Origin of the sequence: Pseudoblastomonas marina (assembly GCF_034374265.1) — a bacterium.
In the GTDB taxonomy this organism is placed as follows: Bacteria; Pseudomonadota; Alphaproteobacteria; order Sphingomonadales; family Sphingomonadaceae; genus Alteriqipengyuania_A; species Alteriqipengyuania_A marina.
In genome coordinates this window covers 2,604,647-2,620,569 of record NZ_CP139718.1, presented here as the reverse complement: position 1 = coordinate 2,620,569, position 15,923 = coordinate 2,604,647, and the positions used below count along the sequence as shown (strand labels likewise).

Genomic DNA, 15,923 nt, shown 5'->3' with positions numbered 1-15,923 from the left:
TGGTTGAAAGAGCTCAATCGAAGTCGAAACTCACCTTCACCTTGCGACGCCGGCGACTCTGCAGGCCGACCGCGCCGAGCGCGGCAAGGCCGAACAGGCCGAGCATGCCCGGTTCCGGCACCGGGGTCGGCGGCGGGGGCGGAGGCGGCGGCGGGCAATTGCCCGTCGTCGTGCAAGGCGGCGGAGGCGGGGGCGGCGGCGGGCAAGTCATGCAGCCGTTCGAACTCGTGCTGGTCGAGGACGAAGTCGATGTCGACGTGCTCGAGGACGTGCTGGTGCTGACATTGCCAGAGGTCGACGAACTGGTCGACGTGCTGACATTGCCCGACGTCGACGAACTGGTGGAACTCGAGACGTTGCCCGAGGTCGAGCTCGAAACATTGCCGGACGACGAACTCGAGACGTTCCCCGAAGACGTCGAAGTGACGTTGCCCGACGAACTGGTCGACGAGACGTTGCCCGAGCTGGTCGAGGTCGTGCTCGTGACTCCGCCGGTCGTGCTGGTCGAGGTGATACCGCCGGTGGTGCTGGTGACACCGCCGGTGCTCGACGAGGTCGAGGAAGAACCGCCCGAAGTCGACGTGGACGACGAGCCGCCAGACGTGCTGGTGGTGGTCGAATTGTCGATATCGATGATGATATCCTGGTTCTGGCCCTGGTCCTGGCCTTGGTCCTGCTGCTGTCCGAAACTGTTGTTGACGACGACGCTGCCGCCTCCGCTCGAACCGATGAAGCCGCCGAAGAAGCCGCCGCCGAACCCGCCGAAGCCGCCGCTCGAGCCCCCGATGATGACCGGGGTCGAACCGCCGCCGCTGGGCGGGATCGAACGTGCGCGGGTGACCGGCTGCTCGTAGGGTACGAGGATGACCTGCGTCTCGGGCTCTTCCTGGCGCGCCGGGATCGCGCGGGCCCGCGGGGGTGGCGTTTGCTTGCGCGGGATGGTGCGCGCGCGCTTGATCGGGCGCTTCACCTGCTTGACCGTCTTGGTGCCCTTGGCCTGTTTGCCGGATTTGTAGGATGGCGCATCGGTGGCCGGAGCTTCCGCCACGTGCACCGCGCCGCCGCCAACGAGCGCACCGCCCGCAGCCGCCGCCGCCAGTTTCGCCAAAGCCATTTTTACCGACATATTGCCCTCTTGGTGTCCACCGGACGCGAATCGGCGTTAACCGCTCCGTGTCCCATTTGGTCATGGATCAGAAAGGCAAAGGAAGGATGTACGCGCAATCGCGTTAACCCTCCCAATCCGTCCCAATCCGGGATTCGGACCCCAAGCGCCTGCCTTATAACGCTGCGCGTCCACGATTGACACGGTTTTTTGGTTAATTTCGGGTTGCGGGCTACTTGCCCGGGCCGAACAGCCCCGCCTGTCCTCCGGCCCCGCCCTTGGGCGGCGCCATGTCGAGGTGCTTCCAACCGTCCTCGTTGAGGCAGCGCCCGCGCGCGGTTCGCGCGACGAGGCCGAGCTGGATCAGGAAGGGCTCGATCACCTCCTCGATCGTGTCGCGCGGCTCGGAAAGACCCGCCGCCAGCGTTTCGACGCCCACCGGCCCGCCCTTGTAGGTCTCGGCGATCATGCGGAGATAGCGGCGATCCTGCGCGTCGAGACCCAGCCGGTCGATCTCGAGCTTCGTCAGCGCCTCGTCCGCTACCGCACGGGTCACCGTGCCGCTGTCCTTCACCTGCGCGAAGTCGCGCACACGGCGCAGCAGTCGCCCGGCGACGCGCGGCGTGCCGCGGGCTCGCCCGGCGATCTCGCGCGCGCCGTCGCTGTCGATCGCCAGGCCGAGCTTGCCTGCCCCGCGCGTCACCACGCGTTCGAGCTCGTCGACGGTATAGAAATTGAGCCGTACCGGGATGCCGAAACGATCGCGCAGCGGCGTGGTCAACAACCCCTGCCGCGTGGTCGCACCGACCAGCGTGAAGGGCGGCAGGTCGATCCGCACGCTGCGCGCCGAGGGCCCCTCGCCGATGATGATATCGAGCGCGCGGTCCTCCATCGCCGGATAGAGCACCTCCTCTACCACCGGATTGAGCCGGTGGATCTCGTCGATGAACAGCACGTCGTTGGCTTCGAGATTGGTGAGGATCGCGGCGAGATCGCCCGCCTTGGCGATTACCGGCCCGCTGGTGGCGCGGAACCCCACGCCCAGCTCGCGCGCAACGATCTGCGCCAGCGTGGTCTTGCCCAGCCCCGGCGGGCCGAAGAACAGCACGTGGTCCATCGCCTCGGCGCGACCCTTCGCGGCCTCGACGAACACCCGCAAGTTCTCACGCGCGGCTTCCTGCCCGATGAACTCGGCCAGCGATTTCGGTCGCAGCGCCGCATCGGGATCGTCCGGTTGGCGGTCGGGGGTGTGGAGGGGGGCGGGTTCGGTCACCATTTCTTCTCGCCTTGGCGTATTTGCTCGCAGCGACCGTCAAGCACTCTCAGCATGCCTATGCGAAGCGGCATTGCGCCGATCCATACACCACCTTCCGATGCGCATTCCTGCATTTCGTCTTGAGCACTAAGAACCTTCGAAACCACTCCCCAGACCATCAAGACGACGAGCAAGCCCAACCCACCCCATAATTTAATGGCGGGGTTCAATTTGAGGTTACCCTTAATGCCTCGAACCAAGATCATACGTCGACACTCAAAACGGGTTTACCGTATAGCCTTGCTGCTGGAGCAGGGCGTGGGCGGTCATGGCGGAGAGGGCGACTTCGATCCCCGGCAGCAGGTCCTCGTTGGCGACGCCCTGCGCGGTCGCACTCTGGCCGCAGACGATGATTCGCACCCCGTGTTCGACCAGCGCAGCGACCAGCGGCGCATTGGCATTCTCGGCGCCGTCCTTGCGCGCGGCATAGGGTTCGGCGCGCAACAGGTCGAGCACTGCGCCACCATGCACCACCACCGCGACGTCGATCCGCTCTTCGGGGACCCCGGCCCGGACATGCATGTTGATGAAGCGCGCGGCGCCATTGAGCGTGGAATTGAGCTTGCCGTCCTCGGCCCCCTTGGCAGCGTCGAACGCGACCCGGAAATAGGCGTTGTCGGGCAGGTCCATGTCCGCCTCGACATCGGCCACCGGCCCGAATTCCTCGAACACCGGTCCCATGGTGAAATTCGACATGTCCTGCGCCGCGGCGGGCGTCGCAAGCGCGAGCGACAGCAGCATGATTGCGTATTTCATTCTCGGTCCTCCGCTAGGCGAGCATGGTCCGGCTCAGTCATAATGCTCGACCCCGTCGCCGACGATCTGCACCCAGCCGTGCTTGCGCTCTTCATAGACCGAATATTCGGGCGGCGGGAACGCGGGATCGGCGAAGCGGCCGATGGGGATCGCCATCATGTCGCGGAAGGGTTCGGCGACGTACCAGAGCTCGCCGCCGCAGGTCGGGCAGAAATGGTGGTCGCTGGTCTTGCCGCTGTCAGCGGTGCGGACCCAGACCTTCGCCTCGCCGGTCACCGTCACCTGCTTCGCCGGAAAGCGCGCCTGCGCGGCGAAGGAGGAGCCGCTGCGCTTCTGGCAGTCGAGGCAGTGGCAGACCGAGATGCGGAACGGATCGCCCTCGCAGGTGACCGACAGCGCGCCGCACAGGCAGGAGGCGGTGCGCGGGGTCAACCCGCAGCTCGCTTGAGCGCGACGCGGATCAGCTCGCTTTCGCCGGCGTCCTCGCCCAGCTCCTCCTGCGCGCGGGCGACGGCCTGCGCGGCCACGGCGGGTTTGAAGCCTAGGTTCTGCAGTGCGCTGACCGCATCGGCGCTGGCGCTGCCCGCAGGCGAGGCGGCGACACCGGCGATCCCCCCGCCACCGGGCAGCGCGCCTGCCTTGTCCTTCAACTCGTTGACGATCCGGCCCGCCAGCTTCGGCCCCACGCCCTGCGCGCGGGCGACCATCGCGGCGTCGCCGCTCGCGCAGGCATCGCGCAATTCTCCGGTGGTCAGCGCCGAGAGGATCGCCAGCGCGACCTTGCTGCCCACGCCCTGCACCTGGGTCAGCAGGCGGAACCAGTCGCGCTCGCCCGCATCGGCGAAACCGAGCAGGCGCATGTCGTTCTCGCTCACCTGGAGGTCGGTGAACACCGTCACCGCATCGCCGCGCGCGCCGAGCGCCTCGAGCGTGCGGACGGAACAATGGACGAGATAGCCGACGCCGCCGACGTCGACGATCGCCCAGTCGGCGCCGAAATCGTCGAGCGTGCCGGTGAGTTTCGCGATCATGGCGAGGACCCTGCCACAGCCCTCCGCGCCAAGGAAGGGACCGCCTCGCTCCGCCAACTGGAAATTCGCGACCGAAACCCCATATATCTGAGGAACAAGCAATTTCGAGGATCCGACATGGCAGGCGGATGGACCCGCGACGGCGCGGTACAGGACCAGATCGACGACACCGTGCGCGATGCGGTCGACGCCGCGCGTGCGCGCCTCAATCGCGGGCCGAGCGCGACCCATTGCGACGAATGCGGCGAGCCGATCCCCGAGAAGCGTCGCGAGCTGGTGCCCGGTGTGCGCAAATGCGTCGAGTGCCAGTCGGGCGAGGACCGTTCAGTCCGCCATTCCGCGATCAATCGCCGCGGCTCGAAGGACAGCCAGCTGCGCTAGTTCAGGTGCGCGTCGGCGATCGCAACTGCCAAGGCGTCGGCGGCGTCGGCACCGGCGATCTCGGCCCCCGGCAACAGTACCTTGAGCATCGCCTGGACTTGGCGCTTGTCGGCACCGCCGGTCCCGACCACCGCCTTCTTGACCAGTCGCGCGGCATGTTCGCGGACGTCGAGACCCGCCGCACCACAAGCCGCGAGCACCACCCCGCGCGCCTGCGCGAGCTTCAATGTCGATTGCGGGTTCTTGTTGACGAAGACTTCCTCCGCCGCGGCGCGGGTCGGCCCATGAGTGGCGATTACCTCGGCCAGCGCGGCTTGCAACGTCGCAAGCCGCGCGGCCATCGGCGCATTTGCATCGGTCGGCACCTGCCCGTTGGCGATATGCGCGATGCGCGATCCCTCGACCCGGATCACGCCCCAGCCAGTGCAGCTGAGCGAAGGATCGAGGCCGAGGATGATCACTGTCAATCCTGCGCGTTACGCGTCGAGCTTGTCCATCACCTCGTCGGAGATGTCGTAATTGCCCCACACGGTCTGGACGTCGTCATCGTCGTCGAGTGCGTCGATCAGCTTGAGCAGCGTGCCGGCGTCCTTTTCGTCCATCTCGACGGTGAGGTTGGGCTTCCACGCAAGCTTGACCGTCTCGGCCTCGCCCAGCGCCTTTTCGAGGTCGCTGGCGACCTGGTGGAGGTCGTCCGCCGCAGTCCAGATCTCGTGCCCGTCCTCGGTGCTGGTGATGTCCTCCGCGCCCGCTTCCATCGCTGCCTCGAGCACCTTGTCCTCGCTTCCGGCATCGGCCGGGTAGAGGATGAAGCCCAGGCGTTCGAAGCCGTGGACGACGCTGCCCTCGGTGCCGAGATTGCCGCCGTTCTTCGAGAACGCGGTGCGCACCGCAGTGGCGGTGCGGTTGCGGTTGTCGGTCAGCGCCTCGACGATGATCGCGCTTCCGCCCGGGCCGTAGCCCTCGTAGCGGACCTCTTCGTAGTTCTCGTCGTCGCCGCCGCTCGCCTTGTCGATCGCGCGCTGGATGTTGTCCTTCGGCATCGACTGCGCCTTGGCGTTGTTGATCGCCAGCCGCAGGCGCGGGTTCATGTCCGGATCGGGCGCGCCCATCTTCGCCGCGACGGTGATTTCGCGGCTCAGCTTCGAAAACAGGTTCGAACGCTTTTTGTCCTGCGCACCCTTGCGGTGCATGATGTTCTTGAATTTGGAATGGCCTGCCATGGGAACTCGCGTTAGCGGTGGACGAATAGAATTATTGGGGGCCGCAATAGCCGCATGACCGATCAATCCTCAAGCCTCGTCGACACGCGCGGCATCGTTCCGGCGTGGGGCGACGTGGCGCGCTTCGCGATCCGCCCGCGCCTGCCGCAGTCGATGAGCGGCATCTCGCCGGGATCGCTGCTCGCGACGATCAAGCTCTATGCGCTCGACATGGTACTGATGGGCATCGCGCTGCTGGTGTTCGTGGCGATCGAAGGCGCCGGGTTTGACCTGCCGAGCAACGAGCTCGAATCGATCGATCTCGGGCCTGGCATGATCGCCTTCATCGTCCTGTTCGCGCCGATCGGCGAAGAGATCGCGTTTCGCGGCTGGCTGTCGGGGCGGCCGGGCGCATTGGCGGCGATCGCATTGCTCGCGCTGGCATTGGCGATCGGCAATCTCTTCGACCACTCGTTCGGCGCGGCAACGACCGTATTCCTGGTAACCGGCTGCATCGTCCTCACGCTGGGGGCGGCCTTCTTCCTCCGCGCCCGACCGGCCTTCGGCTGGTTCGCCAGGCTCTTTCCGCTGTTCTTCTGGCTCAGCACGCTCGGCTTCGCGGCGATCCATCTCGGCAATTACGCCGATACCGAGCAGATGCTGTGGCCGCTCGTCATCCCGCAATTCATCGCCGGGATCCTGTTCGCCTATGCGCGCGTCATGCACGGCCTGTGGTCGAGCATCCTGCTTCACATGCTGCACAACTCGACCTTCATCGCGCTGGTTCTGGGCGGCGAGGCGCTCGCGGTCGCCTGACGGCGGGCGAGCGCGCCCGCCGCCGGCATGGCGTCAACCGAGGCCGAGCGCCGCCTTGTAGGTGTCGAGGATGGCATCCATCTCGGCCCGATCGTCGGGGGTCATCTTCCGCAGGCGGACGATCTGGCGCATGATCTTGGTGTCGTAACCGACCGCCTTGGCCTCGGCGTAGACGTCGCGGATATCGTCGGCGATGCCCTTCTTTTCTTCCTCGAGGCGCTCGATGCGTTCGATCAGCAGGCGCAAGCGGTCGTCGGTGGATTCGGCCAATGTAAGCTCCGTAGTCTGGAATGAGAATCGATTGGCGGCGCTGTTAGCGGCTGCACGGCCCCGTGCGAAAGCCGCGCACGTGGATAATTCCGGCAAAACGGTTCTCTGCGCGGCTTGCTGCGCCATACGCCTTTCAACTGTCGCATCTTTGCCATAGGGCGGCCCGACCAGACGAGGGAAACACGTACGATCATGGCCTACCCACAGCCGCGCGGGCGCAAAGTGAAGATCCTGTCCACGCTCGGTCCGGCGAGCAATGATGGCGAGACGATCGGTGCACTGATCAAGGCCGGGGCGGACGCGTTCCGCGTCAATATGAGCCACGGCGACCACGACTTCCACGCCGCGACGATCGCCACGATCCGCGAACAGGAGAAGAAGGCGGGCCGACCGATCGCGATCCTCGCCGATTTGCAGGGCCCCAAGCTGAGGGTCGGCCAGTTCGAGGGCGGCAAGGCCTTCATCAAGCACGGCGCGCATTTCACCTTCGATCGAAAGGACGAGCCCGGCAACGACGACCGTGTCAGCCTGCCGCATCCCGAATTGTTCAACCTGCTCGAGAAGGGCCAGCGCTTGCTGGTCGACGACGGCAAGCTGCAACTACGGGTGATCCGCGCCGGCGAGGACGAGATCCTGTGTACGGCCGAGGTCGGCGGGCCGATTTCGGACCGCAAGGGCGTCAACGTGCCCGACGCACTGATCCCGGTCCCGGCGCTGACCGACAAGGATCGCCGTGACCTCGCCTTCGCGATGGAGCAGGGCTGCGACTGGATCGGGTTGAGCTTCGTCCAGCGTGCCGAGGACGTCGCCGAGTGCCGCCGCCTGATGGGACCGAAGGGCGCGTTGTGCGCCAAGATCGAGAAGCCCGCCGCGCTACGCAATCTCGACCAGATCATCGAATTGTCCGACGGCATCATGGTCGCGCGCGGCGATCTCGGGGTCGAACTCGCGCCGGAGGAGGTTCCGCCGATCCAGAAGCGGATCGTCGAATTCACCCGCCGCCAGGGCAAGCCGGTGATCGTCGCCACGCAGATGCTCGAAAGCATGATCGAGAATCCGGCACCGACCCGCGCCGAGGTCTCCGACGTCGCCACCGCCGTCTATGACGGGGCCGATGCGGTGATGCTTTCGGCCGAAACCGCGGTCGGCAAGTGGCCGACCGAGGCGGTCGGGATCATGGATCGCATCGCCAAGCAGGTCGAGCGCGATCCGGGCTACGGCGCGCGGGTCCACTTCGCCGAGATGCTGCCCGACGCGACCACCGCCGACGCGTTGAGCCATGCCTGCGCCACCATCGCCGAAACGGTGGTGCTGTCGGGCATCGTCGTGTTCACCGGATCGGGATCGACCGCCCGCCGCGTCGCACGCGAGCGCCCTTCGGTGCCGATGCTGGTGCTCACACCGCGGGTCGAAGTCGCCCGTCGGGTCGCGCTGCTGTGGGGCGCGCATGCGATCCACACGCGCGATATCGGCAGCTTCGAGGAGATGATCGCGAAGGGCAAGCGAATGGCGCTGCGTCACGGCTTCGGCAAGGCCGGCGCAAAGCTGATCACCCTGGCAGGCGTTCCCTTCGGCACGCCCGGCTCGACCAACCTGCTGCATGTCGTCACCCTCTCCGGTGACGAGCTCGAAGGCTATCGCCACTGACGCACATATGTTGCACAGCTGCACCGTCTCACGCATTTCCGTAACAAAACCCTTGGCATTGGAGTCAGGGCTGGCATAGATTCCTCTCACCGGGACGCAATTGACGCCGGACGGGCTTGGCCGGCGTGTTGGAGAGGACACAATCAAATGACCCATCGCTTCGCCCGCGTGTCGAAGACGCGCAGCTCGCTTTTCGCCATCGCACTGCTGGGAAGCGGTCTTGCCTTCCCCGCCTTCGCACAGGATGTAGACGACGCATCGGTCGAGGACGATGGCCAGGAAACGGCCGAAGCACCGCAAGCCGAGAACCGGATCGTCATCACCGCGCAGGGGCGCCAGCAGGAACTCGCAGATGTCCCGGTCGCCGTGTCTGCGATCAACGCCGCCGAGCTCGAACGATCGGGCGCCACCGACATCCGCGAACTCAACCAGGTCGCGCCCTCGCTGCTGGTCTCCTCGACCGGCAACGAAGCCAACGGTTCGGCGCGTATCCGCGGCATCGGCACGGTCGGCGACAACCCCGGTCTCGAAAGTTCGGTCCCGGTCTTCATCGACGGCGTCTATCGCTCCCGTTCGGGCAACGCGCTGAGCGAGCTCGGCCCGCTCGACCGGATCGAGATCCAGCGCGGCCCGCAGGGCACGCTCGGCGGGCGCAACTCCACCGCCGGCCTGATCAGCATCTACACCGCGCAGCCCGAATTCACGCTCGGCGGTTACGGCGCGCTGACCTACGGCAATTACGATGCGCTGCGCATCGAGGCCGGCATCACCGCCCCGCTCGGCGACACCGTCGCGGGCCGCATCGACGGCATCTATTTCAGCCGCGACGGTTTCTACAACGACGTCGTCAACGACACCGACGTCAACAATCGCGATCGCTACCTCGTTCGCGGCCAGCTGCTGTTCGAGCCGAGCGACGATCTCTCGATTCGCCTCGTCGGCGACTATTCGAAGAAGGACGAGGCCTGCTGCGCCGCGACCTTCGTCCAGCCCGAGGTCGCGCCGCTCGCGCTGGTCAGCCCGGGACTCGATCCGTTCACCCGGCCGACCGGCAGCACACCGCTGACCTCGACCGCCAACCCGATCATCCCGATCCTGATCGGCCTCGGCAACGATCCGCGTGCCTTCACGCAGAGCACCTATAATCGCGATATCTATGTCACGCCGGGTCGCACCTATGAAGGCGATACCGAGGATTACGGGGTGAGCGCCGAGATCAATTACAATCTCGGCAATGCCTCGCTGACCTCGATAACCGCCTATCGCGAATATTCGAATACCCAGGCCTCGGACACCGACTACACCCAGGTCGACATCCTCTACCGTGCCCCGGGCGAATTCGCCGGCGCGCGTGAATTCGCGACCTTCACGCAGGAAGTCCGCCTGCAGGGCACCGCGTTCGACGGGGTCCTCGACTGGCTGGTCGGCGGCTACTACGCCAACGAGAAGCTGCAGACGCGCGACAACTTGCGCTTCGGCGATGATTACGGAACGTTCGTGGCCTGCCGCCTGGCGATCGCGCTCGACCCGGCGCTTCCGGTGACCGTACCCGATCCGTCCCAGCAGAACTGCTTCAGTCCGACGGCCTTCGCCATCCTCAATTCGGGAGCGGTCTTCGGTGCCGCGACGCCCGCGATCGTGGCCGGCCTCAACAATCTCGCGTCGATCAGCGATGCCGGCGGGACGGGCGATATCTACAACCAGACCAGCGACAACTTCGCGCTGTTCACGCATAATATCTTCCACGTCACCGATCGCTTCGACATCACGCTTGGCCTGCGTTACACCAGCGAAAGCAAGGACTTCGACGCGAGCTTCGGGAACGACAACACGGTCTGCCCGACCAACCGCGCGATCGTCGGCCCGCTGCTCGCGGTCCCGGCCCTCGCAGGTTTCGCCGGCGGCATCCTGGCGCTGTCGTGCCAGGGCAACTCGACCTCCGAACTCGACGGCGTGACGATCGCCGACTCGCGCGACGAGGACCAGTTCACCGGCACCGCGATCCTCAGCTACAAGGCGCTCGACGACCTGCTGATCTACGGTTCGTATTCGCGCGGTTACAAGGCCGGCGGCTTCAACCTCGATCGCTCGGCGCTGTCGAACCCGCTCACGCTGAACGTTGCCAACCTCAACACCGCGAACCTGCAATTCGACGCCGAGACGGTGAATTCCTACGAAGTCGGCTTCAAGTACGCGATCCCGAAATTCAGCCTGAGCGTCGCCGCATTCCACCAGGAATTCAGCGACTTCCAGCTGAACACCTTCAACGGTTCGGTCTTCCTCGTGCAGAACATCAATGGCTGCGAAACCGACCTGCAGGGTGCCGATCGCGATGCCAGCGCCACCACCGGGGCCTGTGCCGCGGACCAGGTCAAGAACGGCGTCGTCGCGCAGGGCGTGGAGATCGAGGCCGCGATCAGCCCGGTTCGCGATGTTCGCGCCTCGCTCGGCATCACCTATTCGGACACCAGCTACGAAGACCACCTGGTCGGTTCGAACACCGGTGAGCCGCTCGATCCGGCGCTGCGGCTGCTGCCCGACGACAACCTGTCGAACGCCCCCGAGCTGATCGGGACCATGTCGTTCACCTGGACGCCGGAAATCGGCGACAGCGGGATGCGCGGCCTGTTCTATCTCAACGCCCGCGCGGTCGACGATTACAACACCGGCTCGGACCTGCTCTACGGCAAGGAGCAGGACGGCTACGTCGTGGTCAACGGCCGGATCGGCCTGACCAATATCGGCGGGGCGTTCTCGATCGAGGGCTGGGTCCAGAACCTGTTCGACGAACAGTACACGCAGGTCGCGTTCAACACGCCCTTCGTTGCGCCGCAGCAGACCTATTCGGCGTTCCTCGCCGAGCCGCGCACCTTCGGCGTGACGCTGCGCGGGAAGTTCTGATCGAACCGTCCGGCGGCTACCGCGCCGCTATCTGGTGATTGACAGGGCGCCCTCTCGCGGGGGCGCCCTTTCTCTTGCGCCAGTCGCGCCGATCAGTCTCTGGCGCCAAACAGCGCGGAGCCGACGCGCAGATGCGTCGCCCCGAGTTTGATCGCGGTCTCGAAATCGCCACTCATCCCCATCGACAGGCCGGCCAGCCCGTTAGCCTGCGCGAGCTTGCCGAGCAGCGCAAAATAGGGCGCGGGCTCGACCTCGAGCGGGGGCACGCACATCAGGCCGAGCAGCGGGATATCCGCGTCGCGCGCCTGCGCGATCAGCGTCTCGAGCTGCTTGATCGCGACGCCGCCCTTCTGCTCCTCCTCGCCGATATCGACCTGGATGAAGCACGGCACCTGTCGTTCGGCCTTGTCGAACGCCTTGGCCAGCGCCTTGACGAGACTCGGCCGGTCGAGCGCATGGATGCAATCGAACAGCGCGACGGCATCCTCCGCCTTGTTCGACTGCAACTGGCCGACCATGTGCAATTGGATATCGCCGTGGCGCTCGCGCAGTTCGGGCCACTTGGCCTGCGCTTCCTGCACACGGTTCTCGCCGAAGATCCGGTGCCCCTGCTCGAGCAGGGGTGCGATCGCTTCGGCATCGTGCGTCTTGGAGATCGCGATCAGTTCGACGTCGTCGCGATCGCGCCCGGCGATCCGGCACGCCCTGGCGATGCGCTGTTCGACGTCTGCGAGCGGGGTATCTGCCTTTTCCATGCTGGCGCGCTATAACGTGCCGGTGACGACAGGCCAGCCCCTCCCCCTCCTGTGGCTCCTCAGCGACGCGCGCAACGACGCGCGGCTTGAAGACGCATTGGCCCGGTTGCCAGCTGGATCGGGCTTCGTCTTCCGCCACTACCATCTCGACGATTCGGCCCGGCTCGACCGGTTCCGGACCCTCGCCCGCGCGGCGAAGGCGCGCGACCATCTCGTGATCGTCGCGCGCGGCGACGAGCGTTTCGCCGGGGCCGACGGCACTTACGGGAGCCCGTTTGCCGAGGCCTGGCGTACCGGGCTCTTCCTCGCCACCGCGCATAACGCCGACGAGATCGAAGCCGCCGAAACGGCGGGCGCGGGCGGCATTTTCCTCTCGCCGGTCTTCCCCTCGCGCTCGCATCCGGACGGGGCGACGCTCGGCTCGATCGGCTTCAACCTCCTCGCCCAGCACACGGCGTTGCCGGTCATCGCGCTTGGCGGCATGACGCCGGAACGCGCCGACGAACTGGGCTGGCCCCGCTGGGGCGCCATCGACGGACTGTCCTAACCATCCGACACACTCCGCTTGACGGCGGAATCCGCACTCGGGCATGGTGACCAGCATTACTCAAGGGGTCACGACAATGGCATCGACCGCGGTCAAGCGGCGCAAGGAAGGCGAATGGCGCGAGGCTTTGCGCCAGACATCGGCGCGCGCCGCACAGATCGGCGGCGCGCTGGTGTTCTTCGCGGCGACCGCGTTCCTCGCGATCGCCCTGATCACTTATCACCAGACCGACCCTTCCGCCTCGACCGCCGCGGGCGGACCGGTCGAGAACTGGATGGGCACTGCTGGCGCGTGGATCGCCGATTTCGTGCTGATGCTGGTCGGTCCGGCCTGCGTCCTCTTCCTGCCGCTGCTATATGTCTTCGGGCGCGGCCTGTGGACCGGTCCGACCGAGGAAGGCGGGCTGTGGCCGCGCTGGAAGCCGGTCGGCCTGCTGCTGGTCGCGATCGTCATGCTCGCCACCGTCGGCGCGCTGCTTGTCGACGGGCGCGGCTCGGTGCTTCCGGCCTCGGGCGGCGGGATCGCCGGCCTGCTCGGCGCCCGCGGGATCGAGGCGCTGGCGGGGCTCGCCCCCGAAGCGTTTTCGGGCTGGATCATCGGCGGGCTCGGCCTCGTCGCGCTGGCGATCGGGACGACCATCGTCACCCGGCTTTTCGCGATCGACTGGAGCCCGCTGTTCAAGTTGCCTGGTTTCCTCAAACGCAAGACGCGCGAAATCACCGCGCGCTTCGACACCGATGACGATGCCGATTTCCGCCCGGCCAGGCGGATCGAGGATGCCGGAGGGGAGGATGGCGATGCCGCGCCGGAACGACCCATCCGCAAGCCTCCCCGGATCGAGGACGCCGCCGCACCGCGCGAACGCGCCAAGCCGCCTGCCAAGGCCCCGCAGCGCGACCTGTTCGACAGCTACAACCTCCCCGCCGCCACGCTGCTCGCCGATCCCCCGCCGGGCAAGGTCGAGAAGCTCGACAAGCTCGCACTCGAGCGCAATGCACGGTTGCTCGAGACCGTGCTCGACGATTTCAACGTCAAGGGCGAGATCAGCGCAGTGCGCACCGGGCCGGTGGTTACGATGTACGAGCTCGAGCCCGCGCCGGGGATCAAGGCCAGTCGCGTGATCGGCCTCGCCGACGATATCGCGCGCAACATGTCGGCGATCTCGGCCCGCGTTTCGCCGATTCCGGGACGCACGGTGATGGGCATCGAACTGCCCAATGCCGAACGCCAGACGGTGATGCTCAAGGAATTGATCGAGGATCCCGCCTTCGCCGACCACAAGGGACGACTGCCGATCATCCTCGGCAAGGATATTTCGGGCGAACCGATCGTCGCCGATCTCGCCGCGATGCCGCATTTGCTCGTCGCGGGCACCACCGGCTCGGGCAAGTCGGTGGGCTTGAACGCGATCCTGCTCTCGCTGCTTTACCGCTTCACCCCCGAAGAGTGCCGCCTGATCCTGATCGATCCCAAGGTGCTCGAACTGAAGAGCTACGACGACATCCCGCATCTGCTCGCGCCGGTCGTCACCGAACCGCAGAAGGCGGTGCGGTCGCTGAAATGGGCGGTCGAGGAGATGGAGCGTCGCTACCGGATGATGTCCGAACTCTCGGTCCGCAACCTCAAGAGCTTCAACGACAAGGTCCGCGCGGCGAAGGCCAAGGGTGCCCCGCTGGGCCGCCGCGTGCAGATCGGCTTCGACCCCGAAACGGGCGAGGAATTGTACGAGGAACACCAGCTCGATTACGAGGAAGCCCCGCAGGTCGTGGTGATCGTCGACGAGCTCGCCGACCTTATGGTCACCGTCGGCAAGGAAGTCGAAGTGCTGATCCAGCGCCTGTCGCAGAAGAGCCGCGCGGCGGGCATCCACCTGATCATGGCGACGCAGCGCCCGTCGGTGGACGTGATCACCGGCGTGATCAAGGCGAACCTGCCGACCCGCATCAGCTTCCATGTCACCAGCCGGATCGACAGCCGCACGATCCTCGGCGAACAGGGCGCCGAACAGCTGCTCGGCAAGGGCGACATGCTCTACAAGCCCAACACCGAACCGATCACCCGGGTCCACGGGCCCTTCGTATCAGACGAGGAAGTCGAGAGCGTCGCCGATCACTGGCGCCAGCAGGGCAAGCCCGATTACGTCACCGCCGTCACCGAAGAACCCGAAGACGGCGGCTTCGGCTTCGACGACGACGTTACCGCTTCGGACGATCCCAAGGAACGGCAATACCGCCAGGTCTGCCAGATGGTGTTCGAGAACCAGAAGGCGAGCGCCAGCTGGATCCAGCGCCAGATGGGCGTGGGCTACAACACCGCCGCCAAGTGGATCGAGCGGATGGAAGACGAAGGCCTCGTCGGCCCCGCCAACCATGTCGGCCGCCGCGAGATCTACCGCGACGAGATGGGCAACCCGCTCTAATTCACGCCCGGCAGCAACGGCACGAAACGTACCCGGCCGAGATCGCGGCTTTCCCATTCACCCTCTGCCAAGCGGTGGATGCACTGCAGCGACTGGACCGCTTCCTCGCCCACCGGGATGACGAGCCGGCCGCCGATTGCCAGCTGGTCTTTCAGCGCCGTGGGGACCTCCGTGCTGCGCGCGGCAACCAGGATCGCGTCGAAGGGCGCTTGTTCGGGCAAGCCGTCCATCCCGTCGCCCGCCATGATCCTGCAATTCGTGTAGCCCAGTGTCTCGATCCGCTCGCGCGCCTGGAGCGCCAGTTTCTCGTGCCGTTCGATCGCGAACACCTCCCTCGCCAGCCGCGACAGCACCGCCGCGGCATAGCCCGACCCCGCGCCCACCTCGAGGACGCGCGAACCGCTCCCGATGCCGGCCGCTTCGATCATCCGCGCGACGATATAGGGCTGCGAAATCGACTGACCCTCGCCGATCGGCAACGGACCATCGTCATAGGCGAATTCGCGCATTTCGTCGGGAAGGAAGTTTTCTCGGGGAACCTCTCCCAAGGCTGCCAGCAATGCGCGATCGGTGATCCCGCGCGCGCGGATCTGCCGATCGATCATGTTCCGTCGGCGGGTGTCGAAACTGGTCACGGTCGCCTCCGCTCTTGCTCGCGGGGCATGCGGTCCGAAGACGCGCCGGCCCGGCGATTCTACAGGCCGCGTGCGTCTATGTTCCGACGGGAGATGAGCGGAGGAGCGAAAAAAAGGGGGGCCGCCCGTGCGCGAGCGGCCCC

17 protein-coding genes are annotated in these 15,923 nt (G+C 66.2%); 7 read left to right on the top strand and 10 right to left on the bottom strand.

Features of this window, described 5'->3' with window-relative positions; all coding sequences use genetic code 11:
- Positions 1-13: 13 nt before the first annotated feature.
- Positions 14-106, bottom strand: coding sequence for a hypothetical protein (locus T8S45_RS13080; protein WP_322294044.1), 93 nt, complete (start codon positions 104-106; stop codon positions 14-16).
- On the opposite strand from T8S45_RS13080, the gene T8S45_RS13075 reads away from it, so the two are divergent.
- Positions 105-854, top strand: a complete 750-nt coding sequence (locus T8S45_RS13075; protein WP_229658019.1) for a hypothetical protein — start codon at positions 105-107, stop codon at positions 852-854. The genes T8S45_RS13080 and T8S45_RS13075 overlap by 2 nt on opposite strands.
- Positions 855-1,337: 483 nt before the next feature.
- On the opposite strand, the gene ruvB is transcribed toward T8S45_RS13075, so the two are convergent.
- The 4 genes from ruvB to ruvA all read right to left on the bottom strand — a co-directional run bounded on the left by ruvB (position 1,338) and on the right by ruvA (position 4,207).
- Positions 1,338-2,381, bottom strand: coding sequence for a Holliday junction branch migration DNA helicase RuvB (gene ruvB / locus T8S45_RS13070; RefSeq protein ID WP_188640886.1), 1,044 nt, complete (start codon positions 2,379-2,381; stop codon positions 1,338-1,340).
- 255 nt (positions 2,382-2,636) lie between these two features.
- Positions 2,637-3,176: a DsrE family protein gene (locus T8S45_RS13065; RefSeq protein WP_322294043.1), complete on the bottom strand. Its 540-nt coding sequence runs from the start codon at positions 3,174-3,176 to the stop codon at positions 2,637-2,639.
- 33 nt (positions 3,177-3,209) lie between these two features.
- Positions 3,210-3,608, bottom strand: a complete 399-nt coding sequence (locus T8S45_RS13060) for a GFA family protein (RefSeq protein ID WP_322294042.1) — start codon at positions 3,606-3,608, stop codon at positions 3,210-3,212.
- Positions 3,605-4,207: a Holliday junction branch migration protein RuvA gene (ruvA, locus tag T8S45_RS13055; RefSeq protein WP_188640883.1), complete on the bottom strand. Its 603-nt coding sequence runs from the start codon at positions 4,205-4,207 to the stop codon at positions 3,605-3,607. The genes T8S45_RS13060 and ruvA overlap by 4 nt, the downstream gene beginning before the upstream one ends.
- 117 nt (positions 4,208-4,324) lie before the next feature.
- Here ruvA and T8S45_RS13050 point away from each other — a divergent pair, with 117 nt between their 5' ends.
- Entirely contained in the window at positions 4,325-4,588 is a 264-nt protein-coding gene (locus T8S45_RS13050; RefSeq protein ID WP_188640882.1) for a DksA/TraR family C4-type zinc finger protein, read from the top strand.
- Here the strand turns inward: T8S45_RS13050 and ruvC are convergent.
- Together ruvC and T8S45_RS13040 are read right to left on the bottom strand one after the other, a co-directional pair.
- Positions 4,585-5,049: a crossover junction endodeoxyribonuclease RuvC gene (gene ruvC / locus T8S45_RS13045; RefSeq protein ID WP_322295237.1), complete on the bottom strand. Its 465-nt coding sequence runs from the start codon at positions 5,047-5,049 to the stop codon at positions 4,585-4,587. The two genes, T8S45_RS13050 and ruvC, sit on opposite strands and share 4 nt — an antisense overlap.
- 15 nt (positions 5,050-5,064) lie before the next feature.
- Complete coding sequence (locus T8S45_RS13040; RefSeq protein WP_188640880.1) at positions 5,065-5,811, bottom strand: YebC/PmpR family DNA-binding transcriptional regulator; 747 nt, start codon at positions 5,809-5,811, stop codon at positions 5,065-5,067.
- A 54-nt stretch (positions 5,812-5,865) separates the two neighbouring features.
- Here T8S45_RS13040 and T8S45_RS13035 point away from each other — a divergent pair, with 54 nt between their 5' ends.
- Positions 5,866-6,606 carry a CPBP family glutamic-type intramembrane protease gene (locus T8S45_RS13035; RefSeq protein WP_322294041.1) on the top strand — a complete coding sequence of 247 codons (741 nt, stop codon included), beginning with the start codon at positions 5,866-5,868 and terminating at the stop codon, positions 6,604-6,606.
- Positions 6,607-6,639: 33 nt separating this feature from the next.
- Here T8S45_RS13035 and T8S45_RS13030 read toward each other — a convergent pair whose 3' ends face one another.
- Positions 6,640-6,876 (bottom strand): DUF2312 domain-containing protein, encoded by a 237-nt coding sequence (locus T8S45_RS13030; protein WP_188640878.1) that lies wholly within the window; start codon positions 6,874-6,876, stop codon positions 6,640-6,642.
- Between the two features lie 192 nt (positions 6,877-7,068).
- Here T8S45_RS13030 and pyk point away from each other — a divergent pair, with 192 nt between their 5' ends.
- Together pyk and T8S45_RS13020 are read left to right on the top strand one after the other, a co-directional pair.
- The gene (gene pyk, locus T8S45_RS13025; RefSeq protein WP_322294040.1) at positions 7,069-8,523 is read left to right on the top strand and encodes a pyruvate kinase; all 1,455 of its coding nucleotides are present in this window, start codon (positions 7,069-7,071) and stop codon (positions 8,521-8,523) included.
- A 147-nt stretch (positions 8,524-8,670) separates the two neighbouring features.
- Complete coding sequence (locus tag T8S45_RS13020) at positions 8,671-11,424, top strand: TonB-dependent receptor (protein WP_322294039.1); 2,754 nt, start codon at positions 8,671-8,673, stop codon at positions 11,422-11,424.
- 92 nt (positions 11,425-11,516) lie between these two features.
- On the opposite strand, the gene T8S45_RS13015 is transcribed toward T8S45_RS13020, so the two are convergent.
- Complete coding sequence (locus tag T8S45_RS13015) at positions 11,517-12,179, bottom strand: YggS family pyridoxal phosphate-dependent enzyme (RefSeq protein WP_322294038.1); 663 nt, start codon at positions 12,177-12,179, stop codon at positions 11,517-11,519.
- Between T8S45_RS13015 and T8S45_RS13010 the strand changes: the two genes are divergently transcribed.
- The gene (locus T8S45_RS13010; RefSeq protein WP_322294037.1) at positions 12,178-12,726 is read left to right on the top strand and encodes a thiamine phosphate synthase; all 549 of its coding nucleotides are present in this window, start codon (positions 12,178-12,180) and stop codon (positions 12,724-12,726) included. The genes T8S45_RS13015 and T8S45_RS13010 overlap by 2 nt on opposite strands.
- Positions 12,727-12,802: 76 nt before the next feature.
- Entirely contained in the window at positions 12,803-15,145 is a 2,343-nt protein-coding gene (locus tag T8S45_RS13005; protein WP_322294036.1) for a DNA translocase FtsK, read from the top strand.
- On the opposite strand, the gene T8S45_RS13000 is transcribed toward T8S45_RS13005, so the two are convergent.
- A complete protein-coding gene (locus T8S45_RS13000; RefSeq protein WP_322294035.1) occupies positions 15,142-15,780 on the bottom strand; it encodes a protein-L-isoaspartate(D-aspartate) O-methyltransferase in 639 nt (212 codons plus the stop codon). The genes T8S45_RS13005 and T8S45_RS13000 overlap by 4 nt on opposite strands.
- Positions 15,781-15,923 lie beyond the last annotated feature (143 nt).

Coding starts and splice junctions, on each gene's coding strand:
- T8S45_RS13075 (WP_229658019.1), top strand. CDS start 105: ATGCCCGGTTCCGGCACCGGGGTCGGCGGCGGGGGCGGAGGCGGCGGC.
- pyk (WP_322294040.1), top strand. CDS start 7,069: ATGGCCTACCCACAGCCGCGCGGGCGCAAAGTGAAGATCCTGTCCACG.
- ruvB (WP_188640886.1), bottom strand. CDS start 2,381: ATGGTGACCGAACCCGCCCCCCTCCACACCCCCGACCGCCAACCGGAC.
- T8S45_RS13020 (WP_322294039.1), top strand. CDS start 8,671: ATGACCCATCGCTTCGCCCGCGTGTCGAAGACGCGCAGCTCGCTTTTC.
- T8S45_RS13010 (WP_322294037.1), top strand. CDS start 12,178: ATGCTGGCGCGCTATAACGTGCCGGTGACGACAGGCCAGCCCCTCCCC.
- T8S45_RS13015 (WP_322294038.1), bottom strand. CDS start 12,179: ATGGAAAAGGCAGATACCCCGCTCGCAGACGTCGAACAGCGCATCGCC.
- ruvA (WP_188640883.1), bottom strand. CDS start 4,207: ATGATCGCGAAACTCACCGGCACGCTCGACGATTTCGGCGCCGACTGG.
- T8S45_RS13005 (WP_322294036.1), top strand. CDS start 12,803: ATGGCATCGACCGCGGTCAAGCGGCGCAAGGAAGGCGAATGGCGCGAG.
- T8S45_RS13040 (WP_188640880.1), bottom strand. CDS start 5,811: ATGGCAGGCCATTCCAAATTCAAGAACATCATGCACCGCAAGGGTGCG.
- T8S45_RS13065 (WP_322294043.1), bottom strand. CDS start 3,176: ATGAAATACGCAATCATGCTGCTGTCGCTCGCGCTTGCGACGCCCGCC.
- T8S45_RS13080 (WP_322294044.1), bottom strand. CDS start 106: ATGCTCGGCCTGTTCGGCCTTGCCGCGCTCGGCGCGGTCGGCCTGCAG.
- T8S45_RS13035 (WP_322294041.1), top strand. CDS start 5,866: ATGACCGATCAATCCTCAAGCCTCGTCGACACGCGCGGCATCGTTCCG.
- T8S45_RS13050 (WP_188640882.1), top strand. CDS start 4,325: ATGGCAGGCGGATGGACCCGCGACGGCGCGGTACAGGACCAGATCGAC.